The organism is Hohaiivirga grylli (assembly GCF_039655745.1).
GTDB classification, from domain to species: domain Bacteria; phylum Pseudomonadota; class Alphaproteobacteria; order Rhizobiales; family Beijerinckiaceae; genus Hohaiivirga; species Hohaiivirga grylli.
In genome coordinates this window covers 561,134-587,634 of the sequence record NZ_JBBYXI010000002.1, presented here as the reverse complement: position 1 = coordinate 587,634, position 26,501 = coordinate 561,134, and the positions used below count along the sequence as shown (strand labels likewise).

The window sequence follows — 26,501 nt, the reverse complement described above, 5'->3', positions numbered from 1 at the left end:
GTCGTTTCCTGTCTGTTAATTTTTTTATAGCAGCTTAAATAAAATCGGAGGTGATATTACTCACCCCCGATATGCTGTTTATTTTATACGAGCCTGCTTTGTTCAACGGCAGCTTCTATAAAGCTCTTGAATAATGGGTGAGGATCAAATGGTCTCGATTTCAGCTCTGGGTGGAACTGAACACCAATAAACCACGGATGCTCTTTCAGCTCGACAATTTCAGGCAACAGGCCATCTGGTGAAAGACCAGAGAACACCATTCCCTTGTCTTCAAGACGCTGTCTGTAAGCCATATTCACCTCATAACGGTGACGGTGGCGCTCTGAAATGTCGGTAGTGCCGTAGATTTCAGCAACTTTAGAGCCAGCAACAAGCTGAGCACGGTAAGCACCAAGGCGCATTGTTCCACCAAGGTCATCACCGATATTGCGCTTTTGCAGTTCATTGCCCTGCAGCCACTCTGTCAGCAGACCAACAACGGGTTCTGGTGTTGGGCCAAACTCACTGGAGCTTGCATCCTTCACACCTGCCAGATTGCGGGCAGCTTCAACAACTGCCATCTGCATGCCAAAGCAAATTCCGAGATATGGAATCTTGCGTTCGCGAGCAAACTGGGCAGCAACAATCTTGCCTTCTGCACCACGCTCACCAAATCCACCGGGAACCAGAATAGCATCAACATCACCAAGGTGATCAGCTGGCTTTTCTGTCTCGAGCAGCTCGCTATCAATCCATTTCAGGTTGACCTTGATCTTATTTGCAATGCCGCCATGGGTCAGCGCTTCAATGATAGACTTATAAGCATCTTTCAGGCCGGTATATTTACCGACGATCGCAACATTGACCTCACCTTCCGGATTGGCAATGCGCTCTGAAATTTCCAGCCAGCGTGCAACGTCAGGCTTTGGAGCATCTTTAATACCAAATGCTGCCAGAACCTCAGTATCCAAACCCTTTTCATGATAAGCCAATGGCACATCATAGATTGAGCGGGCATCACGAGCCTCTACAACAGCGCTTTCGCGAACGTTACAGAACAGGCCAAGCTTACGACGCTCTTCCTTGGGAATTGGACGATCCGTACGGCACAGAAGAACATCTGGCTGAATACCAATTGAGCGGAGCTCGGCAACCGAATGCTGTGTTGGTTTCGTCTTCAACTCACCAGCTGATGGAATGTAAGGCAGAAGTGTCAGATGCACGAAGACGGACTGATCACGATCCAGCTGCTGACTGAGCTGGCGAATGGCTTCGAAGAACGGCAGTCCTTCGATATCACCAACTGTGCCACCAATTTCTACCAGCACGAAATCAAACTCGCCATCTGTCGAGAGGACGAAATCCTTGATTGTATTTGTAACGTGCGGGATAACCTGAATCGTCGCACCGAGATAATCTCCACGACGTTCCTTGGTGATGATGTCCAAATAAATCCGACCAGTGGTGATGTTATCACCCTTCGTACAAGGACGTCCGGTAAAGCGCTCGTAGTGACCGAGGTCGAGGTCGGTTTCCGCCCCGTCATCGGTTACGAAACACTCACCGTGCTCGTACGGGCTCATCGTGCCCGGATCGACATTGAGATATGGGTCCAGCTTGCAAAGCCGAACTTTGTATCCGCGAGCTTGGAGAAGCGCTCCTAAGGCTGCCGAAGCTAAACCTTTGCCGAGCGAAGACACCACGCCGCCAGTTATGAAAATGTACCGCGTCATGGACCTAAATCCGTAAAGCAAAAATGATGATTCGACAAAGCTGAATATTCACTTTGCCAAACCTTCCACAAAAAGAAGGGCCGACTAACGGCCCTTCGTGAAACCAGGTTCTTTCCGATTACTGCGACTGAGGGACCTGTGGCCCTGTCGGAACCGGAGCAGCCGGGGCTGCAGGAGCAACTGGCTGGCTTGTCGCAGGCTGTGGCGCACCCTGATCAAGAATTGACTGAGGGCCAGAGCTACGGGTGGCAAGAATTGTCAGGGTCAAACTGGTAATAAAGAACCCAGTTGCCAGAAATGCCGTCGCACGCGTCAAAGCGTTGGCTGAGCCACGCCCGGTCATAAAGCCAGAAACGCCGCCTCCACCACCAAGGCCGAGACCACCTTCTGAACGCTGGAGCAATACGACACCGATAAGTGCCAGCACCAGAACCAGATGAATAACAATGATAACCGTTTGAAGCGTACTCATGAAATTCCAAAAACCTCAAGCGGCCGTGCTCTCGCCAAGCCGCTACTTGCCAAATGTTCTTCCTCAGCCTCTAGCACAGGCCATCCTGTGTTCAAAGACCGAAAATCGAATTTATTCCGAAAAAGTGAATGTTTTCCGAAAAAATCCGTGACCTGAATTATATAAGATCACAAGTAAGCAGTTGCAATGCCCAGAAAATCATCAGCTTTGAGACTTGCTCCACCCACAAGCGCACCATTCACATTTGGAACAGACATAAGCTCTTTGGCATTAGACGGCTTAACTGAACCGCCGTAAAGAATGCGCACCTTGTCTGCTTCAACTTTTCCAAGAATACGACGCAGATCGGAGCGGATCAGGGCATGTACTTCTTCAACATCTTTCGCTGTTGGTGTCAGTCCCGTTCCAATAGCCCAGACAGGTTCGTAGGCAACAACCAGATTATCTGCAGAAGAACCGGCAGGTATCGAGCCTTTAAGCTGTTTACGGACAACGGCCAGTGTGCGACCGGCCTCGCGCTCCTGTTGCGTTTCGCCAACACAGACAATGGCAATCAGGCCATTCTGGTGAGCAGCTGTTGCCTTTTCCGCAACATCAGCATCTTTTTCCTTTTGATACTGACGACGTTCCGAGTGGCCGACAATCACATAAGATGCACCACAATCTGCTAACATCTCTGCTGATATCTCGCCTGTATAAGCGCCAGATTGCTGGGCATGACAATCCTGAGCTCCTGTTCCAATACGGGATCCGAGATTCGCATGGGCAAAAGCATGCACAAGTGTTGCCGGTGGACAGATCAGCAGATCAACTTTTCCCTTGAGTTCCGCTGAATAACCCTTTTGCATTTTGATCAGCTCTTCATGAGACGCCCGCAAACCGTTCATTTTCCAGTTACCAGCAACGAGAGGACGAGGAAAAGAATTACTCATAAGACAACTCCTGAAGACCAAAACAGAATGTTATTCCGTCACAACTAGCAGAGAATTGTGCCAGAATCCAACCTTCCCTCTTCCTATCGGCCCCACAATAGGTTATCCGCGTCTGATAGGTTTTTTATAAAGCGGAAGAACAATGCTCGAAGGTCTGCGCAAAGCTCAACAGAACTGGCTTGGTAAAATTATCATTTCATTTCTGTTTGGAATTCTGATTATCAGTTTTGCGATGGTGTTTGTAACACCTTATCTGCAAACAACGGCACCGGATACAGTTGTCAAAGCTGGCAAGCGGACGGTCTCATTCGCTGAGTACCAGACAGCTTTCAACCAGCAGCAGCGCGTTCTGCAGGAACGTCTTGGTAAGCAGTTGTCGCCAACTGAAGCCAGAGCCATGCAGCTTGACCGCCAGGTATTATCACAGCTGGCATCTCAGGCCGTTCTGGACGAAACCGGACGCGTCATGGGACTTGCGATCAGTGATGATATGGTTCGTCAGGCGATTTACAGCATTCCGGCATTCCAGCAGACGAATGGCTTTAATGCAGAAGCCTTCAAAAGATATCTGGACACGGCCAATATGACGGAATCTGGTTTTATCCAGAATTTCCGCTCTGAACTGATGCGCAACCAGATTATTTCCACACTTTCATCTGGCCTGACAATGCCGGAGGCCATGCAGCAGCTTTCCTTCCGTCTTTTCCATGAGAAACGTAATGTCAGCTATTATGTTCTGAACAATGCTGCAGCTGGTGAAATACCGGCTCCAACAAATGAACAGCTTCAGACGGCTTATGACGCAAACAAGGCTCAGTTCCGTGCACCGGAATATCGTAGTTTTGATGCAATTGCCGTTTTGCCTGATACTCTGCCCTCACTTGCTCCCGTCACGGATGAAGACGTTCGCAAGGCCTATGAGGCCAGCAAGACAACCCAGTCTGCTGATGCTGAGTACAGAACAATTCAGCAGATTATTTTTGCAGACGCTGATGAGGCCAAAGATGCTCAGGATCGTCTGAACTCTGGCAAGGCAACATTCGATTCGCTTGCAAAAGAAAAGAATATCGCACCAGAAGCCCTCTCAATTGGCTCATTACAGAAATCAGATATCTTTGATCCAAAGGTTGCTGATGCGGCCTTCTCTCTTGAGAAAGGCAAAGTCAGTGCCGTTGTTGATGGCAGCCTTGGCCCAGCCATTCTGCGTGTTACAGATATCAAGACTGGTTTTGATGCTGTCAAAGACAAGATCAAGACAAATCTGGTCCGCTCACGTGCTGAAAATCAGATTTCTGACATGCGGGATTTCATCGAAGACGCAACAGCAATGGGCCGCTCCCTGCCAGATGTTGCTAAAGAGAAAAACCTGCAGCTCATTCAAATCAAAGCCGTTGATAAGGCTGGTCTTGATACAGACGGCAAGCAGGTTGAAGGTCTGCCCGATGCCTCACGTCTTATCCAGGCTGTTTTTGCCTCTGACATCGGCGTCGATAATACGGCACTGAGCACCGATAATGGCGGTTATATCTGGTATCATGTCACCAACGTAATCGCCTCACGAGACCGCACACTGGATGAAATTCGCCCTCAGATTACGGATATCTGGAAACAGGGTGAAATTGATACGCGTCTGTCCAAGATTGCTGATGAACAGCTGGCTAACATTAAAAGTGTTGATGACCTGAAGAAACAGGCAGCAACGATTAAAGCTGAAGTTAAGTCAGCTCAGGATCTTGTGCGTACCAGTACAGCTCCTGCTGATATTGGCGCCAATGGTCTTCGTCAGATATTCGCAACACCTGTCAATAAGGCGACATTTGTAACAGGGCCAAACGGCAAGGTTATCTTTGTGGTCACTGCAGCAACAGTTCCTGAGTTCAAAAAATTTGATCAGGATGTTGAACAGCTCAGTAATCAGCTCTCTGTCGGCTTAGGTGATGACCTCCTGGTGGAGTTCATCAATCGTGCCCAGAAAGAAATTGGCGTTGTTGTCAATCAAAACGTTGCAGACCGACTGTTTGGTGGCAACGGAGAATAAAAAGAGGTTTAAATGGTTACCCCTGATTTCGCGGTCTTTGCCAAGGAATATAATGCAGGCAACCCTATTGCAGTGAAAACCACATTGGTTGGCGATTTACTGACACCGGTTGCTGCATTCCTGAAGCTGAGACAGCCGAAAAACGGGGCAGCCTTTCTCTTTGAATCAGTTGAAGGTGGAGCGGCACGTGGCCGTTACTCCATGATTGGTCTGGAACCTGATCTGATCTGGAAGTGCCAGAACGGTCAGGCCGCGATTAACCGCAATGCATTAATCGACAAAACATCTTTCGAAAACCATGAAGCCAAGGCCCTGGAAAGCCTGAGGGCCGTCCTTGCAGAAAGTGCCCTGCCCCTTGGTGAAGATTATCCCCCAATGGCAGCAGGACTGTTCGGATATCTGGGCTATGACATGGTTCGACAGATGGAACGTCTGCCATATCCCAATAAAGATATTCTTCAGGTTCCGGATTCAATTCTGATCCGCCCAACAATCATGATGGTCTTTGACAGTGTCCTTGACCAGATATCGCTTGTCACACCTGTGCGTCCAGATCAGAAACTGAATGCAGAGAAAGCCTACGATCTTGCGATTGAAAGATTACAGCAGGTTGAAATTGCTCTGGAACAGTCAATCTCAATCACAGACCGCGCCGATCAGGATATTTCAGTCTCTGATCCCGTATCCAACACAACTCCTGAAGAATACGCAGATATGGTCGCACGCGCCAAAGAATATGTGCGTGCAGGCGATGTCTTTCAGGTTGTGCTGTCTCAGCGGTTTGAAACAGATTTCCCATTACCGCCCTTCGCTCTTTACAGGGCATTGCGGCGAACAAACCCTGCTCCATTTCTGGGCTACCTTGATCTGGAGGATTTTCAAATTGTCTGCTCGAGCCCAGAAATTCTGGTTCGTGTCAGAGATGGAAAAGTCTCTATCCGCCCAATTGCAGGAACACGTCCGCGGGGTAAAACCGCGGCTGAAGATAAAGCGCATGCAGAAAGCCTGCTGGCTGACCCGAAGGAGCGTTCTGAACACCTGATGCTCCTTGACCTTGGGCGGAATGACGTCGGTCGTGTCTCTGAAATTGGCTCTGTCAAAGTCACAGACAGCTTCTTCCTGGAATATTACAGTCAGGTCATGCACATCGTATCCAATGTTGAGGGCGACCTCGATGTGAAAAAATATGATGCACTTGATGCGCTTCAGGCAGGTTTTCCGGCGGGTACCGTCTCTGGAGCCCCAAAAGTTCGTGCAATGGAAATCATTGATGAACTGGAAAAAGAAAAGCGCGGGGTCTACGCTGGCTGTATCGGCTATTTCAGTGCTGATGGCGAGATGGATACCTGTATTGTCCTGCGCACCGCACTCGTCAAGAATGGACGTATGTATGTTCAGGCTGGCGCCGGCATCGTTTACGATTCCGACCCGGCCTCTGAGCAGCAGGAATGCATAAACAAAGCCAAAGCCCTTTTCAAAGCTGCTGAGGAAGCTGTGCACTTTGCCAGCCGCTCACACTTCGGGCAATGAAATCAAACCTTTGTGCCCTTGACCAAAATTGTTTGAGGGCGCAAATCTAAACGCGGGACTTAATAAGCTGCGCGAATGCGCCGTTGTTACGGGATAGATTCATGTCACAGGTCATCGTTATAGATAACTACGATTCCTTTACCTGGAATCTTGTTCATCTGATTGGGCCTTTGGTCGACAACATCGAGGTCATCCGTAATGACGTTCTGACCAGTGAAGATATCATTGCCAAGAAACCTCGTGCCATTGTGCTGTCTCCTGGCCCCTGCACACCCAATGAAGCTGGTATCTGCCTGGATCTGCTTGCAAAAGCAAAGGACCATATTCCGATGTTTGGTGTTTGCCTTGGCTTGCAGGCAATGGGGCAACACTTTGGTGGCTCCGTCATTCGCTCGCCCGTACCAATGCACGGTAAGGTTTCTGATGTTGAGCATAAGGGCCAGACAATTTTCAGGGGCATTAACGGCCCATTCAAAGCCACCCGTTATCATTCTCTGATTGTTGACAGAGAAACATGCCCGTCTGAGTTAGTGGTTACGGCCGAAACTCAAGACGGACTGATTATGGGGTTATCCCATAAAGAACTTCCGGTTCATGGTGTTCAGTTCCATCCAGAAAGCATCATGTCTGAGCACGGCACGACAATGATGCGAAACTTCTTTGCGCTTGCAGACGACTGGAACAAGAAACAAGCCTGAACCCGATAAAGAACGAAAGAAACTAAGGTAGAACCAAATGGAATCCTTCAAACCCTATCTGGCAAAGGTCGCAACTGGTGCTTCTCTCACAAGAGAAGAAGCCAAGGCTGCGTTTGATGCCCTGCTTTCAGGCGAAGTCACCCCGGCACAGGCAGGTGGTTTCCTTATGGCTTTGCGGGTTCGTGGTGAAACTGTTGAAGAAATTACGGGTGCCGTTACCGCGATGCGAGAAAAGATGCTTCGTGTTAAAGCACCTGAAGGCGCTGTCGATATTGTTGGGACAGGTGGAGATCATTCCGGTTCCTATAATATCTCGACGCTTGCCGCGATGATTATTGCCGGCTGTGGTGTAACAGTTGCCAAGCACGGCAATAAAGCCGCCTCGTCAAAATCCGGTTCAGCTGATGTTCTGAGTTCCCTTGGTATTGAACTGGGGCTTACACCAGCCGGCATTGAGAAGTGTCTCAAGGAAGCTGGTCTCTGCTTCATGTTTGCTCAGACCCACCATGCCTCAATGCGCCATGTTGCTTCGGCCCGCGTTGAACTTGGCACACGTACATTGTTCAATTTACTTGGCCCTCTCGCAAACCCGGCTGGTGTAAAATACAATCTGATTGGTGTCCCGGCCGAGATGTGGCTTGAACCACTTGCCAAGGTTCTGCGCGATCTGGGGTCAGAACGGGTCTGGATGGTTCATGGCTCTGACGGGCTGGATGAAATGACAACAACGGGCCCAACACATGTTGTTGCGGTTGAGAATGGTGAGCTGCGCCGTTTCTCAGTCACACCGGAGGAAGTTGGCCTTAAACGCGCTGAGCCTGCCGACCTCAAAGGGGGCGACCCGGATTATAATGCCAAGGCTCTTCGCGCTGTTCTTGATGGCGCCCAGAACCCTTATCGTGATGTGGCGGTTCTGAATGCAGCTGGTGCCCTTGTTGTTGCCGGAAAAGCCGCTACTCTTCAGGAAGGCGTCAAGATGGCCCAAGAGTCTCTTGATAGCGGAAAAGCCCTGATGGCTCTGGAACGTCTTATCTCTGTATCGAATAGCGCATCATGACAAATATTCTTGAAAAGATTGAAGCTTATAAGCGTCAAGAGATTGCTGCCGCAAAAGCTGCGGTGCCCCTTGCCCAGCTTGAAGGTAAACTTAAAACGGCTTCTCCTACCCGCGGTTTTGCAAACAGTATCATGCATCACCTTGCGGAAGATCGCCCGGCACTGATTGCAGAGATCAAGAAGGCAAGCCCATCGAAAGGGCTGATACGGGAAGACTTCTTCCCGCCATCTCTTGCCCGTGCCTATACGGATGGCGGGGCATCATGCCTCTCCGTTTTAACTGACGCACCATCATTTCAGGGTAAACCTGAATATCTGATGGATGCCCGCAACGCCTGCCCTCTGCCAGCGTTACGTAAGGACTTTCTGTTTGAAGCTTATCAAGTTGTTGAAGCCCGAGTTTGGGGTGCTGATTGTATTCTTGTTATTATGGCTAGCCTGACCGATGCGGAAGCCAAAGAGTTAGTACAGACTGCCCATGACCTTGGGATGGATGTTCTGGTTGAGGTTCATAACCGGGAAGAGCTTGATCGGGCTCTCCCACTGGGAACCAAACTTATTGGTATTAACAACCGGGATCTCAAGACCTTTGAAGTTTCGCTCTCGGTAAGTGAGGCTCTTGCACCTCATATCCCGGATGATCGTATTATTGTCTCGGAGAGTGGTGTGTTTACCCACGAGGATATTGTTCGTCTGGAACCATTTAATATTCGGACATTCCTTGTCGGTGAAAGCCTGATGCGCCAGCAGGATGTTGCTCAGGCAACGAATGATCTTCTATTCGGAACCCTTTGAATAAATGAACAAATTGACACATCTGGACAAATCCGGAAATGCCAATATGGTTGACATTTCCGGCAAGGACGCAACAGCCCGAACGGCTATTGCAGAAGGCCAGATTGTTATGCAAAAGGAAACGCTGGAACTTGCTCGTAGCGGTAACTCCAAAAAGGGTGATGTGATTGCAACGGCACGTATTGCCGGGATTATGGCTGCAAAGAAAACCCATGATCTGATCCCTCTTTGCCATCCATTGTCGCTTTCTAAAATCAGTATTGATTGTCAGTTTGATGAAAACATTCCCGGTATTCGTGTCTCAGCTGAGGCTCGGGTTACAGGCCAGACCGGAGTTGAAATGGAAGCACTGACAGCTGTCTCTGTCTGTTGCCTGACAATTTACGACATGCTGAAAGCAGCCGATCGCAGCATGCAGATTGAGGGTATTCGCCTCCTCCATAAAGACGGCGGAAAATCAGGAACTTACGAGGTAGCAAGATGAGTAGCCAGGGGCTCCTTTCCGTTGAAAAAGCCCTTGAGCAAATCGTAAGTTGCGCAGTGCCCCGGCTTGAAACATGTATTCTACCCCTCGCCCAATGCCTTGGTCGCTATCTTGCGACAGACCTGATTGCACAGCACAGCCAGCCCCCGTTCCGCTCATCAGCAATGGATGGTTATGCTGTCAGATCAGCGGATATTAGCTCCATACCATCCCAGTTCAAACTGATAGGTGAAAGCGCAGCGGGTAAAGGCTTCAAAGGTACGATAGGCTCTCAGGAAGCTATTCGCATTTATACCGGCGCTCCCGTTCCAGACAGCGCAGATATGGTGATCATGCAGGAGGATACAGAAAGCGCAGATGGCTTTGTAACAATCCTTCAGCCACAAACGAAAACAAACATCAGGGATGCCGGAACCGACTTCAAAACAGGTCAGGTATTACTTTCAAAAGGCCAGAAACTTGATGGCCGCCACATTGGTCTTGCAGCTGCAGCTGGCTTCTTTGAATTAACAGTCTTTCAGCCACTCAATATTGCAATTCTGGCTACGGGTGATGAATTGGCTCTTCCCGGTTCACATCGCCAAGAAGATCAGATTTTTTCATCAAACTCTTACGCTATAAAAGCTTTAATCGAACAGCACGGTGGCAATGTTATAGATCTGGGTATTGCCAAGGATAACAAGGCTTCTCTTGAAGCGGCACTCACCCATCTTAAAACGCAAAAGGTTGATATTCTAATCACCATGGGTGGTGTATCGGTCGGCGATTATGATCTGGTTCAGCCGGTCTTGATTGAAAACGGCATGTCCTCTGAGTTCTGGCGGGTTGCCGTCCGGCCCGGAAAACCACTGATGTTTGGCAAGCTTGGCGATACTCTCGTTTTCGGCCTCCCCGGCAATCCTGTATCAGCCTATATCACCTGTCTCCTGTTTGTTGTTCCCGCGATCAAGAGCATGAACCATGTCGCAAATGCCGGACATATTCAGACGGAATTATGCATCCTTGGTGCCGACCTACCCGCAAACGGTGAACGTCAGGATAACCTGAGGGCAAAGCTGAGTTTTAATAAGAATGGCAAACTGGTTGCAACGCCATTTGCATCACAGGATTCATCACTCCTGTCCATTTTATCTCAAGCAGATGCCCTGATCGTCAGAGAGCCTTTTGAAGCTCCTTTAAAAGCAGGAAGTTTCTGCAAAATAATCCGACTATCTGAACTCTAAGCGCAAGCATTAAAACAAAAGTGGTGAGCAAGTTTTTTCGCCACTCACAATAAGCCTAAGAGCATGCCTCCCACTTTCATGAATAAATTCCTGAATCAGGGCTGATTTAATAAAGCGCGGGAAATAATCCCGCGCTTTTCAATTCTAATGATGCAGCATCAAAAAGACTGGCGTAATGCCTCAAATTTTTCAAGCTGTTCAGGCTTAAGCGCACGGTTCTCATCACGCCCGACAAAGACCTTGAACATCACGCCACCATCACGGTTTACGAACTGAACCGAGCATGAGCGCTTGCCAAAGAATGGCCTGTCGATAAAGTAGATGGCCTCACAACGGTCCTTACGAATATGCCCACCAATCGGGCTGTCACCATGGATATTGAAGTAGCCACGGCCTTCCTGCCCCTGAGGGATTGTACCCTTGCATTCAAACACACCATCTTCAGTGTGAACAATGAACACAATCTCTCCCCATGAGGTCATATCCTGCCAGAGCTTTTCAAAGTGCTCGGCATCAATACGCCTTGCATTCTCTTCAGGGAGACAATCAAGAACAGCCCGTAATGGAACACCAACGCGTCCAGCCAGTGCTTCCAGCACACCATCAGGGGCATCAGAGAGCCCCTGAATGATGGCTTCCCTCTGCTGCGAGGTAATGGAAACGCTCATGACCTTACGCAGCTACTTTTGAAGGAACGTCAATAGACTGTAGGACATCAAAGCCTTCGAATTCCGGATGTCCAATTGTCAGTTTCTCCTGTGGTGCTTCAGCACGCTCATGGGACTTGCGGAACTGGTCAGACTTAGTCCAGGCAGTGAAATCATCCTTGCTTTCCCAAAGGGTATAGGAAGAATAGAGAACGTGATCTTCACGTTCTGGCCCACGCAGCATCTGGAAGCCCATGAAGCCCTTCAGCTCATGCAGATAGCTCTCGCGTGACAGCCAACGGGCCTCAAACTTCTCTGCACCTTCCTTCATAACCTTGAAACGGTTCATTCCAACGTACATTGTCATCTCCTTAACGTGGGTATTCGTAACCAATCTGGGTTGTAATCGTGATCCCGCTGCCAACTGAGGAAACGGGAAATGGCTGAGCTTTGCGCAGCATGGCTAAGGCATCACGATCAAGGATTCCCTGACCGGACGAGGCATGCACCCTGGCCTCTTTCACAAGGCCATCTGCACCAATGGAAAATGTAATTCCGACACTGCCCTCCAAACGCATGGAATAGGCTGAAGGTGGGTATTTCTTGTAACGCTTAAGATGAGCGAGAACGGCTGAACGCTGTCCTGCTGTTGCACTGGCCCCGCCCATACCCGATGTATGACTGCCCTTACCTTTAACAGAACGTGTCGTTGAGCGGGCCTGCGTACCCTCACCTGTCTTGCCTTCAGATGATTTAGCCATCTGTGTGTTTTTAGGTTTAGTTTTTTCAGGCTTTTTCACATCCGGTTTTTTGACTTGTTGTTGAACCACTTTCTTTACGGGTTCAGGCTTAGAGGGAAGTGTTATTGCTTCCTTTTCAGCAACAGTTTTCTGCTTCGTAAAATCAGCAGTGTCACTTTCCGGCAAACTGGCAACTTCGGTCTGTTTCTGAATGAGCCCACTCAAATCAGGCTGGACTGGTTCAGGTAAATCAATCTGAGGCTCAACCCCAACCTGCTTTGTTCCCTCCTGCATGGCAGCAAAAGCTGCTTCATCCATAACATCAAGAGAAACAGCAACCTCACTCCCGGAAGGCAGCTCCGCCATAGCTGGCAGGAAATTAATCGCAAGAGCAACAACACTTAAATGAACAGCGAGAGAGAGAATTCCGCCTGCAAAAGAATATCTCCAGCCAGATTTTTTCCTGTTGCGACAACATTCTTCCGGGGCAATTGTTGGCCAGATGGCAGCACAGGCCTCTACCTGTTGCTTATGTTCAACGGCAATATAATTTTTTACCGTTTCAGGAAACAGCAAGGCCTTGGCCCTAATAACCGGGCAGTAAGGCAGCACACCGCATGGCTCAGACATGAGTGAACGATCGCAGGAGCGCTCGTTCACTGCTTTAATATCCAGACATGCCAGTGTGCTGACCATCGTCTTACCAGCGAACGGTTGCGTTTACTGCGATCGTTCGGCCCGGAGAACGGTACAGCTCAAGAATTGAACTGCTGCTTGAAACCCCGACAACATCCTGAGCGCTGAAGTATTTACGGTCAAAGACGTTGTAGACACCCGCATTAAACGACAGATGCTCAGAGTAATCATAGAAGAACGAGGCATCCATGACGGCATAGCCACCGGGTCTGTAATAACCGTCATCGCTCACACGGCTCTTGCGAGCAGCACCACGTGCCCGAACTTCACCACCCCAGCCAGCAACATTCTTATAACGAACACCAGCTGTGAATGAGAATGGATCAACGGAATCGATGGCCTTCTTGGTATCTTCATCTTCACCATGGGCATAGGCCAGACTGCCGAACACCGACCATTCTTCTGTCAGGTGCCAGTCACCTTTAGCCTCAATACCCCAGATGCGAACCTTGGAGAGGTTCTGATACTGGAACTGGGTCAGGCCAGACGATGATGTCCCAACCGTTACGGTATCAATGAAGTTGTCGTACAGATTATAGAAACCGTTCAGCTGGAAGCTTGAACCATTATCAAACTTGCCTTTAAAGCCAATTTCAAACCCATTACTGGTTTCCGGCTTCAGATTACCGTTTGGCAGAATTTCATAGCGGGATACCGAATTGGTAAAGCCGAAGTTGGCGTTATCATAAGGTGGCGCACGGAAACCGTGGGAATACTGACCATAGACACGCAGCCAGTCTAGCAAATCATATGTAACGCCAAATTTTGGACTGAACGCATGATGTGTTTGCGATTCAACAACAAAATCTCTGCTGTTTGAATTGGCAAAGGCAGCATCCGGATGTGGCTCAAGATGATAATAATCATAACGCAGAGCCGGGATGAGACGCAGTTTTCCGTACTGAATGATATCCTGAATATAGATACCACCTTGTGTTGTGCGTGTATCCGGCCAGTTCTTGTTCGGATAGGTTTCACCAGCAACAGTCTTGGTGGTTCTGCCAGTCAGAACATTGAGCTCATAACGATCACGTGGCCGCGAACTCGTTGTCACATCGAAGGAGCCACCATAGGTGATTGAGTGCTGCCATCCCCAAAGCTCACGATCTGCCGTGAATTGGATATCAGCCCCACGAATATCCTGATGATAGCCGTTATCTGAATCTCTGACGACGGTTGGAACAGACGGAGCTCGACCTGTGCTGGAACCACGATACTGAATCGTTGAATCATCACGACGAACTTCAGTCCAGTAACCGTTTATCTTGACGGTATCGGCAATTGCCCAATCAAGTGTTTTAGTCCAGTCAAGACTGATACGCGGACGGCTCATGGTATCATCGCCATAAGAATCGAAGACGCGTGTGTAAGGCATACCACGCGTACCGCCTGTCGTTGTCTGCTCTGTAATCAGATTGGTGCCGGTTGTTCTGTAAGTATACTCACCTGTCAGACGAAAGCGCCCAAGTTCACCACCATTATAGACGAGCTTACCCAACACGTTATTGACCTCATAACGCTGGGAATTTGGCTGTTCATCTGTATTTGGGCGCAACTCATGACCACGACGGTGCGTATAAATCACCATTGTTTCCCAGTCGCCCATCCTGGCAGCACCAGTAATCGTCTGTGTTTTACTTAAATCAGAACTGTCATAACCAAGTTTACCCGAAGCAAACCAGTTCTTGTCCTTTGTCAGAAAGTCACCCGGATCCTTCGTGATGTAGGATACAACACCGCCAATGGCATCACTGCCATAAAGAGCAGAAGACGGGCCACGTATAATTTCAACCTGTTTCAGGGCATCAAAATCAATAAAGTTACGGGTATATGTGCCCGAACCTTTGTTACTGCCCGGATAATCGGCAATCTTGATATCATCAATCTGAATACGAACACGATTATCGCCGATACCACGGATCGTATAGCTTGATGCACCACTGCGACCTGGCTGATTACCAACTGAAACACCCGGTTCATCACGAACCAGCTCGCCCATTGTATTGATATTATCACGATCAATTTTCTGATCATTGATGATCGTAACCGTAGATGGCGTATCGTAAATAGTACTTTCAGTACGATCCGCCGTAACTGTTATTTCATCCATTGCAGAACGAGGTTTCTGCGCTGCATCCTGAGCCCACACACTACCAGAAACAGCAACGATTGCAGATAAAGAAACAGATGCATGGATCATTCCACGCTTGAACATACGCATAATGGGCGCTCCAGCCTTATTAATTCGTGATCTATTGGCTGGCTCGCACCTTGATTGGTTCCCTAGTTATACCAAAGAAGAGGGGAACCTTTATCAAAGTATAGCATTATCGCTATTCGCTGGCTGGCGAACTGCATACTCAAAAAAGCAGTTTGCATCTCGTATTAAATTGAAATACTAACGTCAACAGAAATAAACATCTCTAGTTTTACTTAATTCTAAACTACGAATGTTTTTGAAATTTTCTAAAATACGCAGTTTAGAAAAATTAAAATTAAAAAAAGGGAGTTAAGGCTATGAGTGAGCCAGCGAATTCTAGTGAAGAGCCTCTTTCAAAGGCTCCCCCTGCCCCCTCAAAAAGCGGCAATTTGGGGGGCAAAAAAAATATTCGTGAAATTGATGTGAACACACTTTTCAATGGGGATCGCGAGATTGCCATTCTCCACAGAGGAGAAAGCTACAAACTTCGCATTACAGCAAACGACAAGCTCATTCTCACCAAGTAAAGGAATATCCAATGTTATTGAGAACCTTTATTCCAAAGGCATTTACAGCGATATGCATTCTGTTTGCCTCGGGTATTCCAACAAAGGCAGAAACTGAGAAAGAAGGCATAATCAGTCTGGGGGCTGGTGTCACGGAGATTCTTTATAGTCTGGATCTCGGTAAGAATATTGTCGCCGTTGATACCACAAGTGTTTACCCCAAAGAGGCATTGGCAACGAAGAAAAACGTTGGTTATGTCCGGACGCTGAGTGCAGAAGGTATTCTTTCCCTTGAACCCAAGATTATTCTGGCAGATGCAATCGCTGGCCCCGCAGATGCTATTTCACTTATTCAGCAGGCAGGCGTTAAGTTTGTCCGTGTTCCAGAAGGGCTTAACCCTGAAAAAGATATTAGAGACCGCATTGAAACCATTGCAAAAGCAACGGATGAACAGGATAAGGGCTCTGCACTGGTCAAAGAGGTCGAGGCTAATCTTGCAAAGGTTACCGAAGAAAAGAAAAAACACCCGTTAGGTAAGCGTGTCTTATTTATACTTTCTGCCAGCAATGGTCGTATTATGATTGGCGGAAAAGATACGAATATCGACCATATACTTTCCTTTATTGGAGCAAGAAACGTTGGTGCTTCAGTCACAGGTTGGAAGCCAATATCAGAAGAAGGCATTATTGCTGCGGCACCAGAAGTTATTCTGGTTATGAGCAAAGGCCATGGACCTGGCAGCATTCCGGATGACCTGTTTGCTCTTCCAGCTTTTGCTTCAACCCCAGCGGCCAAATCCAAAGCCCTGATTACAGTCGATGCTCCCTACCTTATGAGCTATGGCCCACGCACTCCCGTTGCAGCACTCGCATTATTAAAACTTATTCATTCAGAAAATACAGGACCACAGGAGCTCAAACAATGAGCCAAACACTCTCGACAACATACGAGAGATCTGGACGCTCACATTTTATGGGGGCGTTAAGGTGTCCTGTTATTTTGGCAAGTCTGACTATTTTCACATTGTTCCTGAGCATTCTGTCATTAGGAATTGGCGCAATGAGCATACCGCCCTCACAGGTTTTTTACGTTCTCTATGAAGGCCTGCTAGGACAAAGTGATCTGCAAGGTAACAGTCTTGTTATTCTCCAGATCAGACTGCCACGTATTCTTATGGCTTTGCTTTGTGGTGCAGCTCTTTCTGTTTCAGGGGCATTAATGCAAGGGTTATTCCGAAATCCTCTCGCCGACCCCGGTATTATTGGCGTTTCTGCTGGGGCTTCTCTTGCCGCAGCCTTTATCATTGTTATTGGTGATACGTTACTGGCATCCTTTATAGGGCCTCTGCCCTTTTTTGCCCTGCCGGTTGCTGCTTTCATAGGCGCATTACTCGCTGTGTTGCTGCTATCCGCCGTATCCATCAAACACGGACAGCTTTCAGTTGTCACAATGCTACTGGCAGGTATTGCTTTTTCGGCACTGGCTGGGGCCTGTCTTGGTTTGCTGTCTTACATCAGTGATGATCGACAGCTCAGGGATATTACCTTCTGGACAATGGGCTCCATCAGCGGCGCTTCATGGATTAAGGTTGCCGCAGTTGCCCCTTTTATTTTGCCTATTCTCATTATGGTGCCTCTTCTGGCACGTGGCCTCAACGCCCTTTCTTTAGGAGAAGCGGAAGCATTCCATCTTGGTATTCCCGTTCAAAGAATAAAGGTCTTTACTATTCTCTGTGTCGCCATTGCAGTAGGCGCTGCCGTTGCCGCCTGTGGGCTCATCGGTTTTGTTGGAATTGTTGTTCCTCATATTCTTCGGATTGCCTTTGGAGCAGATCACAGACTGCTTCTTCCTGCTTCAGCAATTGCTGGTGCCGCACTTCTTGTTTGTGCAGATTCTATTGCCCGAACAATTGTTGCACCAGCTGAACTTCCTATTGGCATTCTGACCGCCTTAATCGGTGCGCCATTCTTTATGTGGCTCCTGCTTGGCAAACAGAGAAGTATGCTCCAATGATAATTCTTGAAGCACAGAATCTCAGCTATGTTCTGCATAGAAAAAAGCTGATTGATGATATCAATATTGCTTTTAATGAAGGTGAGCTGACAACAATCATCGGCCCAAATGGTGCTGGCAAATCCACCCTGACACGTTTGCTTTGTGGTGAACTGAGACCAACACACGGCTCGGTTGTACTTAATGGGCATAATATTCATACCATTGCCCCATGGCGCCTTGCCTGCATGCGGGCTGTTATGCCTCAGGCATCACAAATCATCTTCCCTTTCTCTGTTAGTGAAGTTGTCTCACTTGGTGTTGCAGGAATTGGTAAAAACCTAAGTAAAGAGAAACGTCGCCAGATTGCCAGTTACAGCCTTGAGCAGGCTGATATCTCTCACCTGAAAGATCGTGTTTATCAAACGCTTTCAGGGGGAGAAAAACAACGCGTTCACTTTGCGCGCGTTCTGGCCCAACTTGGCGCTGGCCAATCTCTAGAAACAAAGCAGATATTATTTCTGGATGAACCCATTGCCAGTCTGGATTTAAAACATCAGCTCCAGCTCCTGAATGAGACAAAGAAGCTTACTGAAAAAGGGCTTACAGTCATTGCCGTACTGCACGACCTACAGTTATCCGCTGATATTGCTGACAGGATCATTGCCCTGTCACATGGCAAGGTTATTTGCAGTGGCCTGCCCTCTGAAGTTCTGACCCAGCAGCGTATTGAAGATATCTTTGAGGTCAGTCTGGTTTCAGGAAACCTGCCACCCTCACCCTGGCAGGCACTACACAGCTGAATATAAAAATCCCCCTGTTATTCAAATAATTCAGGGGGATTTTTTATAAATTACTTCAAGATTAAACAGTCGTCGACATGAATTTCATTTCCAGATATTCGTCGATACCATATTTTGATCCTTCACGACCAAGACCTGATTGTTTGATACCCCCGAATGGGGCCACCTCATTTGAAATGAGGCCTGTATTATGGCCAACCATGCCGTACTCAAGAGCTTCCATAACCCGCCATACACGAGCAGAATCCTTCGTATAGAAGTAAGATGCGAGGCCATATTCGGTATCATTAGCCATTGCGATTGCTTCCTGCTCGGTCTTGAACCGAAATAACGGTGCAACCGGGCCGAATATTTCTTCTTTGGCAACGCGCATCGTAGTCGTTACTTCTGTCAGAATGGTTGGCTCATAAAACTGACCGCCTAAAGCATGCCGCTTACCACCAAGAAGAATTTTGGCGCCTTTTTCTGTTGCATCACCAACAAGCTCTTCAACCTTCTCCAAGGCATCATTATCAATCAAAGGACCAATAGAAACGCCTTCCTGACTACCTGCACCAACACGCAGTTCAGCAATCTTTTGAGCTAATCTATTGGCAAAAGCATCATAGATACCATCTTGAACCAATAGTCTGTTGGCACAAACACACGTTTGCCCTGCATTACGATATTTAGAAGCAATGGCACCATCAACGGCGGCCTCCAAATCAGCGTCATCAAAAACAAGGAAGGGAGCATTACCGCCAAGCTCAAGTGAAAGACGCTTTATGGTTGGTGCAGACTGAGCCATAAGAAGCCGCCCCACTTCATTTGAGCCGGTAAAGGACAACTTACGGACGTCTGGCGATTCTGTCAGGGCTCCACCTATTTCCTTTGAGCTTCCGGTCAGAACCTGAAAAACGCCTTTAGGGATACCAGCCTGCACCGCAAGCTCTGCCAAAGCCAGAGCCGTTAAAGGTGTTGCTCCAGCAGGTTTCACAATCATGACGCACCCTGCTGCAAGAGCCGGACCGGCCTTACGCGTAATCATCGCAGCAGGAAAATTCCATGGTGTAATAGCTGCGCAGATACCAACCGGCTGCTTAATGACAATAAATCTCTTATCTGTCTGTGGTGAGGGAATGACATCGCCATAGGTTCTTTTACCCTCTTCGGCAAACCATTCGATAAATGAGGCGGCATAAACAACCTCACCTTTGGCTTCCGCCAGAGGCTTTCCCTGCTCTGCTGTCATCAGAACAGCTAGGTCATCAGCGTTCTCAATTATCAGATCATTCCAGCGACGCAGAATGGCAGAACGTTCCTTAGGTGCCAGCTTGCTCCAAGAGGGAAATGATTCACCCGCAGCTTTGATGGCTCGTTCTGTCTCTTCCCTGGACATACTGGGGACCTCTCCAACCAGAGACCCATCAGCCGGATTACGAACCTCAATGGTATTACCAGAAGCGGCACCAACCCACTGCCCTCCAACAAGACATTGGTCTTTCAGCAAAGAGCTATTCTTAAGAGAAATCATGGGACGTTCCTTTCCATGTTTGTTTTATATCAGTAATCAGAGTAGCCAGTACGCTGAAGCCGTTGTGTGTGTCAGTTAACGTCTGAAGAAGCCTTGGCGCCTACATATACAAAAGAACTAGAGACGTATGCACTTCCAATAAAAATATATTCTACTAGATATTATGCCACTTAAGGCCCTCGAGAAGCAAAGCCATAAATTTTATGAAGAAGGACAAAATTCGATATCAGGCACCTACAATCAGATGTAATATCACCTAGATATCTCATAATTTTTATAATACTTCCTCCTGATATTTTTTAAGTTAAAGGGCATACCTAGATTGTCCCATAAGTCCGCATCAGAAGCTTCAGAGCTTCCATTCCCAGATGATTATCTCTCCAGCGGGCCGTCAGATGTAGCGGAAGACCTGACAGAACACGCCAAGCCACCATCAAAATTACGGATAACTGTCATACGTTGGGCCCCGCGGATATTCACAATTATCGTTCTGGCAATCATTATTGCGCTTCTTGTACATCTGCTGACGGACATCAATCCGAGAGAAATTCTTCATTCCATTGAGAAAACACCTCATAAGATTTTTGCTGCGGCCGTTCTTTTCTCTGGAATCAGCTATCTGGCCTTAATGGGCTATGACGCCTGCGCAATCCATACTGTTTCCAATCGTCCTGTTCGTGCTTCAAGCATCGCAATTGGCTCATTCTGTAGTTATGCCGTTGGTCAGACACTTGGTTTTCCACTCGTAACAGCAGGCGCTGTCCGTTGGCGTATTTATGGGAAAGCAGGCTTAAACCTCTCCACCGTCGCCAAACTCACGATTATTGCAAACCTGACCCTCTGGATGGGAATGTTTGTTGTTTTAGGCACGGCTCTGGTTTTCTACCCACGCATGATGTCAGATCTGAACCATCTGTCTCTGGAGGTAAACAAGGGTATTGGCGTTACCCTTCTACTCGCCCTAGCCGGTTTTGTCGGCTGGTGTGGCTCAGGCGAAAGATATCTGGGTCGGGGAGTTGCAACACTCCCCTTACCCAATGCCAGAACAGTTATTGTGCAGATCATTCTTGGGTTTATTGACGTCGGTGCAGCCGCAGCAGCTTTATGGATTTTTCTGCCACCTGAGGCCAATATTTCTTTCATGGCATTTGCGGCCATATTCTCCGCAGCAATCATTCTTGCCATCGTCAGCCACCTGCCTGCCGGGCTTGGTGCGTTTGAAGCCATTGTTCTTCTCGCCCTGCCACATGTGCCAGCAGAAAAGACCATCTCTGCCCTGTTGATGTGGCGTATTGCCTATACACTCATCCCGTTTATTTGCGCTGTCGGTTTATTCGCACTTTACGAGGTTGTGACAGCCGATAATAAAATTGGACGTGGTTTGCGCAGTTTCAGGCGTGCACTCTTTCCGTTTATTCCACCAATCGTTGGTGTTCTGACTTTTCTTGGCGGTGTTGTACTTCTGGTTTCAGGGGCTGTCCCCAGTTACAACTCACGCATTGCGATCCTCACCCATTTTGTTCCTTTGCCATTCTCAGAGGTCTCGCACCTGATAGGTTCAGTCTCGGGCGTTGCACTCCTTGTTCTGTCACATGGGCTAATTAAGCGGCTGGAAACAGCATGGTTTTTCACCGTATTCGTTTTGATTGCCGGGATCGTTGTTTCCTTACTGAAAGGCCTTGACTGGGAAGAAGCCACTATTCTGACGATCATTCTGGTACTTCTGCTCTCCTTCAGAGATGCATTTTACCGAAAGGGCGCCCTGCTATCTGCTCCGCCTTCAAAGGGAATGATTGCACTTATTCTTCTATTTATTGCAGGTTCAACATGGCTCGGTTTTCTGGCCTATACAGATATCGCCTATCAAAAACAGCTGTGGTGGGATTTTACATGGCATGATGATGTCTCACGCTTTCTGCGCTCAACAGCTGCAATCTTTATCGTTTGTGCCGCTGCTGTATTTTATGTACTCATCGGCCGCCGTCCGACCAGAAAAGGTCCGGAAGAAACTATTCCCTATGAGCAGTTAAAAAGCATTCTGGCCCATGCGAATAGAGCCGATGCCAATCTTGCCCTTCTGGGTGACAAACGGTTCCTTTTCCATCCTGAGGGCGATGCCTTCCTAATGTACCGCGTACAAGGCAAAAGCTGGATTGTCATGGGTGACCCTGTCGGTCCGAAAGAACGTATCACGGAGCTGATGTGGACCTTCATGGATGAAGCCGACAAACATGCCGGCTGGCCAGTGTTCTATCAGGTCTCAACCGAGCATATTCCGCTTTATCTTGATGGTGGCTTCTCTCTTGTAAAACTTGGTGAAGAAGCACGTGTTGACATCTCCAAGTTTTCAATTGAAGGCAAATCGGGCAAGGACTGGCGCTTTGCCCTTAACCGGATGCAGAAAACCAATCTGATATTTGAGATTGTCCCGGCCAACCGTGTGCTCGAAATTCGTGACCAGCTACGGGAAGTTTCAGACATTTGGCTCTCGAAACGCGGTGCTGCGGAAAAGGGATTCTCAACGGGTTTCTGGGATGATGACTATATCCTCAACTTCGATACAGCCATCATCAAAAGAGAAGATAAAATAATTGCCTTTGCCAATCTATGGCAGAGTATTCCAAGAAAAGAGCTGACAGTTGACCTGATGCGTCATCTGCCAGATGAGCCCGGGGTTATGGATCTGCTTTTCCTGCAGATCATCCTTTACGGCAAAGAGCACGGACTGCACTGGTTTAATCTCGGCATGGCCCCATTGTCTGGGCTTTCGCCGCATCGGCTTGCCCCGTCATGGCACAAGATTGCCTCTTTTGTTGCCAAGAATAGCGAACGTTTCTACGGGTTCTCAGGCTTGAGACGCTATAAGAGCAAGTTCAAACCCCAATGGGAGCCCCGCTATCTGGCCTATCCCGGAGGATGGATGTTGCCACAAATTCTCATTGATGTAACTGCGCTGATATCAGGCGGTGTTTCTAGAACTCTCTGGAAGAAATAATCCATGTCTTTAAGTAAGCGCCTGATCAAATTCAGCATCATGTTTCTTATTCTGATAATGGCTGCTCTGGTTGCCGTTATGCTGGTCTTTAAAGGTGGTAAAATCATTGATTACTTTACCCCTGCTCCAACCATTGCAACCTTCAACCTTGATACCCCCACAATGGGTATAGTGAAGGTCTATGAACCAGAGGCTGAGCCGGAAGGCCTTGTTATTATTGCGGCAGATAAGGCTAAAGCTAAAGACCAGACAGCTTTGGCAAAAGAATTTGCAGAGCAGAATCTCATTGCTGTGACGCTGGATTTTGATGCTTTGCGCTTAGAGCGCGCATCACGGCTTGCGGATGTTGATTGCCATTATCTCTCGGACGATCTGAAAGACGCCGCAGAGGCCGTGCAGCGCAATATGAGCCTCAAGAAGTACTTCTTTCCGAGCATCGTTGGTTTGGGAGAAGCAGCCCCCTTTGCCTATGCCGTTATTGCGCAAGCCCCGAAAAACACACTTGCAGGCGGTATCAGCGTAGGTTTTTCTGATAGGCTCAAGACTGACCGACCTTATTGTGAAGGCGCTTTGACCGAACCTGTCAGAGGACAGGATAACATAACAGAATATCAACTGAGTACCAAACTGAAGGACGACAAAGAGCTGCCATCGCCCTGGTATGTTATTGTGACGGCTCAGGAGCAGGCGAAGGCTGACAATTTCACAAACGCGATAGACAAAGCCATTTCAATTACAGCCAGTGCTGGAGAAGCAACAGACAAAGCTGTTATTGATACCGCGCAGGAATTGCAGAGACAGGAAGAGAATGGCGTACAGAGCCTCCCCGTCTCTATCATCCCACCACAAGGTCCAACCAAAGCTTTGGTTATTATCCTCTCAGGCGACGGGGGCTGGCGTGACATCGACAAGAAAATTGGCGATAAACTTGCCAGTAAAGGTATCGCTGTTGTGGGCGTCGATTCACTACGGTACTTCTGGTCTCGCAAGGAACCTGCAACCATTGCTGCCGATATTGAGCTGCTGTTTACAGAATACGGCAAGCAGTTCCAGACTGACAAATATGGGCTTGCCGGTTACTCATTTGGGGCAAATGTCATCCCCTTCGCATGGCCCTTAATCAGTAAGCCAACCCGCAAGCAGGTTAAGCTCATCTCCTTATTAGGCGTCGCGCCGAATACAGATTTCGAAGTCTCGGTTGAAGGTTATTTAGGATCAACTTCTGATACCGCGGAAGCTGTTAAGCCCTATCTTGAAAAGATGCCGATGCAGCAAACTCAATGCTTCTATGGCAAGGAAGAAACTGAAGAAGATAAAACGGCCTGCACCTTCCCTGAATTTGACAAGGCAGAACGGATAATGACTGAGGGCGGCCACCACTTTGATGGTGATTATGATGCATTAGCAGACAGGATTTCCAATCGCCTTCTGTCTGCGCAGCCATAAGGACGTAAAAAACTCCCGGAACTTCCGGGAGTTTTCTTTTATATACCTGCATCTATTATTTACGTTTTGCCCGATGAGGATTGAGGAGGTTCTCAATGGAGAAGACTTCGTCAATCTCTTCCTCGGTCATCAGCCCGCGCTCCAGGACAACTTCCTTGACGCTTTTGCCCGTCTGCGCACAAATCTTACCAACAATATCACCCTCATGATGGCCAATAATCGGGTTGAGATAAGTAACAATACCAATCGAGTTCATAACGTAGTTATGGCAGATTTCGACATTGGCTGTGATACCGTTGATGCATTTCTCACGCAGATTACGACAGGCATTTGTCAGCAAAGAAATAGACTCAAACATAGCCTGAGCAATCACAGGCTCCATTACATTGAGCTGAAGCTGTCCTGCCTCCGCTGCGAAGGTCACGGTTGTGTCGTTACCCATGACCTTGAAACAAACCTGATTAACCACTTCTGGCAGAACAGGATTAACCTTTGCCGGCATGATTGAGCTTCCAGCCTGAAGCTGAGGCAGATTAATCTCATTCAATCCAGCGCGAGGCCCGGATGAAAGCAGACGCAAATCATTAGATATCTTGGAAAGTTTAACGGCCAAACGCTTTAATGCACTATGTATCATCACATAGGCACCACAGTCAGATGTTGCTTCAATCAAGTCTTCTGAAGGCTTACAATTATATCCTGTAACCTTACTCAGATTTTCAACTGCAAGCTCCTGATAACCATCTGGCGTATTAACGCGTGTTCCAATGGCTGTTGCGCCCAGATTAACCTCCAGCAACAATTCCATCACATTATGCAGGTTATTTATTTCTTCTTTGATGAGCGTTGAAAATGCGTTGAATTCCTGCCCTAAAGACATAGGCACAGCATCCTGAAGCTGGGTACGGCCCATTTTCAGAACATTCTTAAACTCCGCAGCCTTGTCTTTAAAGCCTCCATCAAGAAACTTCATAGCTTCAACAAGGTCGAGCATTAAGCTGTAAACTGAAATTCTAAACCCTGTTGGATATGCATCATTAGTAGACTGTGATTCATTGACGTGATCATTGGGGTTTACAAACTTGTACTCCCCTTTGCGATGGCCTGTCAGCTCCAGAGCCAGATTGGCAATCACTTCATTGGTATTCATGTTGACAGATGTTCCCGCACCACCCTGAAAGACATCAACCGGGAACTGATCCATACATGCTCCTTTTTCCAGAATTTCATCACAGGCTTTTAGAATAGCCTGCCCGACATCTTCAGGAATAGCGCCCAGTGTCATATTGGTTAAAGCGGCAGCTTTCTTCACCTTGACCATGGAACGGATAAACTCAGGACAATCATTGATTGTATTTGGCGAGATATTAAAATTCTCAATCGCTCGAAGAGTATGGATACCGTAGTAAGCCTCAGCCGGAACTTCTCGGCTACCCAGTAAATCAACTTCAGTTCTTGTACCTGACATATCCAAACTCCAACCAGAGCCTAAAAATAGATAAAGCACTGAATTTTATATATAACAGCGCTCTTTTGTGACCGGCTGAATATATTCCAAACCCTACAAAAGACCAAGCGTGATTATGTCGCCCTCAAAACAACCAGTCGGTTATTTTTTGAAATTATGTTTTTTGCTCCAGTCAGAGCAAAGAGCATGAAGACCATCCAAATAAAAACAATATTTATTCGATGCATAATATTTCATAGAAAATTTCAGTAAAAAAAATACATTAAAATAAATTAAAAGTTCTCAACAGAGATTTCAATAAACAAATAATAAATTTGAATAAATAACAATAAAATAATATCGAAATATAAAACAATCTTTAGACAATAAATACCCCAAAAAATCATTTATTTATTAAAAAAACAAAAGTATAGAATGCAAAAATCTGACTAAAAGAATTCACTGAAATGATGCCTTCATACGAAGACATCAAAACGTGTGATGAACAGACGGGCCTTCGCAAAAATACGCCTGAAATCATCATAGCGGATTAGAGAAACTAAATTTTACGCAAC

22 protein-coding genes are annotated in these 26,501 nt (G+C 47.6%); 13 read left to right on the top strand and 9 right to left on the bottom strand.

What is annotated here, in order from left to right; translation table 11 throughout:
• Window positions 1-83: 83 nt before the first annotated feature.
• From WJT86_RS07055 to tpiA, 3 genes are all read right to left on the bottom strand, one after another.
• Complete coding sequence (locus WJT86_RS07055) at window positions 84-1,712, bottom strand: CTP synthase (RefSeq protein ID WP_346336841.1); 1,629 nt, start codon at window positions 1,710-1,712, stop codon at window positions 84-86.
• A 118-nt stretch (window positions 1,713-1,830) separates the two neighbouring features.
• Window positions 1,831-2,184, bottom strand: a complete 354-nt coding sequence (secG, locus tag WJT86_RS07050) for a preprotein translocase subunit SecG (RefSeq protein WP_346336840.1) — start codon at window positions 2,182-2,184, stop codon at window positions 1,831-1,833.
• A 167-nt stretch (window positions 2,185-2,351) separates the two neighbouring features.
• On the bottom strand, window positions 2,352-3,116 hold the full coding sequence (gene tpiA / locus WJT86_RS07045; RefSeq protein ID WP_346336839.1) for a triose-phosphate isomerase: 765 nt from the start codon (window positions 3,114-3,116) through the stop codon (window positions 2,352-2,354).
• Window positions 3,117-3,258: 142 nt separating this feature from the next.
• Between tpiA and WJT86_RS07040 the strand changes: the two genes are divergently transcribed.
• The 7 genes from WJT86_RS07040 to WJT86_RS07010 all read left to right on the top strand — a co-directional run bounded on the left by WJT86_RS07040 (window position 3,259) and on the right by WJT86_RS07010 (window position 10,940).
• The gene (locus WJT86_RS07040; protein ID WP_346336838.1) at window positions 3,259-5,154 is read left to right on the top strand and encodes a SurA N-terminal domain-containing protein; all 1,896 of its coding nucleotides are present in this window, start codon (window positions 3,259-3,261) and stop codon (window positions 5,152-5,154) included.
• 12 nt (window positions 5,155-5,166) lie between these two features.
• The gene (gene trpE, locus WJT86_RS07035) at window positions 5,167-6,684 is read left to right on the top strand and encodes an anthranilate synthase component I (protein WP_346336837.1); all 1,518 of its coding nucleotides are present in this window, start codon (window positions 5,167-5,169) and stop codon (window positions 6,682-6,684) included.
• 101 nt (window positions 6,685-6,785) lie between these two features.
• Window positions 6,786-7,382, top strand: a complete 597-nt coding sequence (locus WJT86_RS07030; RefSeq protein ID WP_346336836.1) for an anthranilate synthase component II — start codon at window positions 6,786-6,788, stop codon at window positions 7,380-7,382.
• 37 nt (window positions 7,383-7,419) lie between these two features.
• Window positions 7,420-8,439: an anthranilate phosphoribosyltransferase gene (gene trpD / locus WJT86_RS07025; RefSeq protein ID WP_346336835.1), complete on the top strand. Its 1,020-nt coding sequence runs from the start codon at window positions 7,420-7,422 to the stop codon at window positions 8,437-8,439.
• Window positions 8,436-9,233, top strand: a complete 798-nt coding sequence (trpC, locus tag WJT86_RS07020) for an indole-3-glycerol phosphate synthase TrpC (protein WP_346336834.1) — start codon at window positions 8,436-8,438, stop codon at window positions 9,231-9,233. The genes trpD and trpC overlap by 4 nt, the downstream gene beginning before the upstream one ends.
• Window positions 9,234-9,237: 4 nt before the next feature.
• Window positions 9,238-9,717 (top strand): cyclic pyranopterin monophosphate synthase MoaC, encoded by a 480-nt coding sequence (gene moaC, locus WJT86_RS07015; RefSeq protein WP_346336833.1) that lies wholly within the window; start codon window positions 9,238-9,240, stop codon window positions 9,715-9,717.
• Window positions 9,714-10,940 carry a molybdopterin molybdotransferase MoeA gene (locus tag WJT86_RS07010; protein ID WP_346336832.1) on the top strand — a complete coding sequence of 409 codons (1,227 nt, stop codon included), beginning with the start codon at window positions 9,714-9,716 and terminating at the stop codon, window positions 10,938-10,940. Before moaC ends, WJT86_RS07010 begins: the two co-directional genes overlap by 4 nt.
• 158 nt (window positions 10,941-11,098) lie before the next feature.
• Here the strand turns inward: WJT86_RS07010 and hutX are convergent, their stop codons facing one another.
• From hutX to WJT86_RS06990, 4 genes are read right to left on the bottom strand one after another with little or no spacing between them, the layout of a single operon-like run.
• The gene (gene hutX / locus WJT86_RS07005) at window positions 11,099-11,608 is read right to left on the bottom strand and encodes a heme utilization cystosolic carrier protein HutX (protein ID WP_346336831.1); all 510 of its coding nucleotides are present in this window, start codon (window positions 11,606-11,608) and stop codon (window positions 11,099-11,101) included.
• A gap of 4 nt (window positions 11,609-11,612) precedes the next feature.
• Window positions 11,613-11,948 carry an antibiotic biosynthesis monooxygenase family protein gene (locus WJT86_RS07000; protein ID WP_346336830.1) on the bottom strand — a complete coding sequence of 112 codons (336 nt, stop codon included), beginning with the start codon at window positions 11,946-11,948 and terminating at the stop codon, window positions 11,613-11,615.
• Window positions 11,949-11,958: 10 nt separating this feature from the next.
• On the bottom strand, window positions 11,959-13,023 hold the full coding sequence (locus tag WJT86_RS06995; RefSeq protein WP_346336829.1) for an energy transducer TonB: 1,065 nt from the start codon (window positions 13,021-13,023) through the stop codon (window positions 11,959-11,961).
• Window positions 13,024-13,027: 4 nt separating this feature from the next.
• Complete coding sequence (locus tag WJT86_RS06990; protein ID WP_346336828.1) at window positions 13,028-15,244, bottom strand: TonB-dependent hemoglobin/transferrin/lactoferrin family receptor; 2,217 nt, start codon at window positions 15,242-15,244, stop codon at window positions 13,028-13,030.
• 296 nt (window positions 15,245-15,540) lie between these two features.
• Between WJT86_RS06990 and hemP the strand changes: the two genes are divergently transcribed.
• The 4 genes from hemP to WJT86_RS06970 are packed head-to-tail and all read left to right on the top strand — an operon-like array spanning window position 15,541 to window position 18,525.
• A complete protein-coding gene (gene hemP, locus WJT86_RS06985) occupies window positions 15,541-15,750 on the top strand; it encodes a hemin uptake protein HemP (protein WP_346336827.1) in 210 nt (69 codons plus the stop codon).
• A gap of 11 nt (window positions 15,751-15,761) precedes the next feature.
• Window positions 15,762-16,655 carry a heme/hemin ABC transporter substrate-binding protein gene (locus WJT86_RS06980; protein ID WP_346336826.1) on the top strand — a complete coding sequence of 298 codons (894 nt, stop codon included), beginning with the start codon at window positions 15,762-15,764 and terminating at the stop codon, window positions 16,653-16,655.
• Window positions 16,652-17,743, top strand: coding sequence for a FecCD family ABC transporter permease (locus tag WJT86_RS06975; protein WP_346336825.1), 1,092 nt, complete (start codon window positions 16,652-16,654; stop codon window positions 17,741-17,743). Before WJT86_RS06980 ends, WJT86_RS06975 begins: the two co-directional genes overlap by 4 nt.
• Window positions 17,740-18,525 carry a heme ABC transporter ATP-binding protein gene (locus WJT86_RS06970; RefSeq protein ID WP_346336824.1) on the top strand — a complete coding sequence of 262 codons (786 nt, stop codon included), beginning with the start codon at window positions 17,740-17,742 and terminating at the stop codon, window positions 18,523-18,525. Before WJT86_RS06975 ends, WJT86_RS06970 begins: the two co-directional genes overlap by 4 nt.
• 61 nt (window positions 18,526-18,586) lie before the next feature.
• Here the strand turns inward: WJT86_RS06970 and WJT86_RS06965 are convergent, their stop codons facing one another.
• A complete protein-coding gene (locus WJT86_RS06965) occupies window positions 18,587-20,038 on the bottom strand; it encodes an NAD-dependent succinate-semialdehyde dehydrogenase (RefSeq protein WP_346336823.1) in 1,452 nt (483 codons plus the stop codon).
• 322 nt (window positions 20,039-20,360) lie between these two features.
• Here WJT86_RS06965 and mprF point away from each other — a divergent pair, with 322 nt between their 5' ends.
• Together mprF and WJT86_RS06955 are read left to right on the top strand one after the other, a co-directional pair.
• Window positions 20,361-23,033 carry a bifunctional lysylphosphatidylglycerol flippase/synthetase MprF gene (gene mprF / locus WJT86_RS06960; RefSeq protein WP_346336822.1) on the top strand — a complete coding sequence of 891 codons (2,673 nt, stop codon included), beginning with the start codon at window positions 20,361-20,363 and terminating at the stop codon, window positions 23,031-23,033.
• Between the two features lie 3 nt (window positions 23,034-23,036).
• Window positions 23,037-24,479: a virulence factor family protein gene (locus WJT86_RS06955; RefSeq protein ID WP_346336821.1), complete on the top strand. Its 1,443-nt coding sequence runs from the start codon at window positions 23,037-23,039 to the stop codon at window positions 24,477-24,479.
• A 55-nt stretch (window positions 24,480-24,534) separates the two neighbouring features.
• Here the strand turns inward: WJT86_RS06955 and aspA are convergent, their stop codons facing one another.
• Complete coding sequence (gene aspA, locus WJT86_RS06950; protein WP_346336820.1) at window positions 24,535-25,947, bottom strand: aspartate ammonia-lyase; 1,413 nt, start codon at window positions 25,945-25,947, stop codon at window positions 24,535-24,537.
• Between the last annotated feature and the right edge of the window lie 554 nt (window positions 25,948-26,501).

Coding starts and splice junctions, on each gene's coding strand:
- WJT86_RS06980 (WP_346336826.1), top strand. CDS start 15,762: ATGTTATTGAGAACCTTTATTCCAAAGGCATTTACAGCGATATGCATT.
- WJT86_RS06970 (WP_346336824.1), top strand. CDS start 17,740: ATGATAATTCTTGAAGCACAGAATCTCAGCTATGTTCTGCATAGAAAA.
- trpC (WP_346336834.1), top strand. CDS start 8,436: ATGACAAATATTCTTGAAAAGATTGAAGCTTATAAGCGTCAAGAGATT.
- WJT86_RS07030 (WP_346336836.1), top strand. CDS start 6,786: ATGTCACAGGTCATCGTTATAGATAACTACGATTCCTTTACCTGGAAT.
- WJT86_RS07000 (WP_346336830.1), bottom strand. CDS start 11,948: ATGTACGTTGGAATGAACCGTTTCAAGGTTATGAAGGAAGGTGCAGAG.
- secG (WP_346336840.1), bottom strand. CDS start 2,184: ATGAGTACGCTTCAAACGGTTATCATTGTTATTCATCTGGTTCTGGTG.
- WJT86_RS06975 (WP_346336825.1), top strand. CDS start 16,652: ATGAGCCAAACACTCTCGACAACATACGAGAGATCTGGACGCTCACAT.
- trpE (WP_346336837.1), top strand. CDS start 5,167: ATGGTTACCCCTGATTTCGCGGTCTTTGCCAAGGAATATAATGCAGGC.
- trpD (WP_346336835.1), top strand. CDS start 7,420: ATGGAATCCTTCAAACCCTATCTGGCAAAGGTCGCAACTGGTGCTTCT.
- WJT86_RS07010 (WP_346336832.1), top strand. CDS start 9,714: ATGAGTAGCCAGGGGCTCCTTTCCGTTGAAAAAGCCCTTGAGCAAATC.
- WJT86_RS06995 (WP_346336829.1), bottom strand. CDS start 13,023: ATGGTCAGCACACTGGCATGTCTGGATATTAAAGCAGTGAACGAGCGC.
- WJT86_RS06965 (WP_346336823.1), bottom strand. CDS start 20,038: ATGATTTCTCTTAAGAATAGCTCTTTGCTGAAAGACCAATGTCTTGTT.
- WJT86_RS07055 (WP_346336841.1), bottom strand. CDS start 1,712: ATGACGCGGTACATTTTCATAACTGGCGGCGTGGTGTCTTCGCTCGGC.
- WJT86_RS06955 (WP_346336821.1), top strand. CDS start 23,037: ATGTCTTTAAGTAAGCGCCTGATCAAATTCAGCATCATGTTTCTTATT.
- tpiA (WP_346336839.1), bottom strand. CDS start 3,116: ATGAGTAATTCTTTTCCTCGTCCTCTCGTTGCTGGTAACTGGAAAATG.
- WJT86_RS07040 (WP_346336838.1), top strand. CDS start 3,259: ATGCTCGAAGGTCTGCGCAAAGCTCAACAGAACTGGCTTGGTAAAATT.
- hutX (WP_346336831.1), bottom strand. CDS start 11,608: ATGAGCGTTTCCATTACCTCGCAGCAGAGGGAAGCCATCATTCAGGGG.
- WJT86_RS06990 (WP_346336828.1), bottom strand. CDS start 15,244: ATGCGTATGTTCAAGCGTGGAATGATCCATGCATCTGTTTCTTTATCT.
- hemP (WP_346336827.1), top strand. CDS start 15,541: ATGAGTGAGCCAGCGAATTCTAGTGAAGAGCCTCTTTCAAAGGCTCCC.
- moaC (WP_346336833.1), top strand. CDS start 9,238: ATGAACAAATTGACACATCTGGACAAATCCGGAAATGCCAATATGGTT.
- aspA (WP_346336820.1), bottom strand. CDS start 25,947: ATGTCAGGTACAAGAACTGAAGTTGATTTACTGGGTAGCCGAGAAGTT.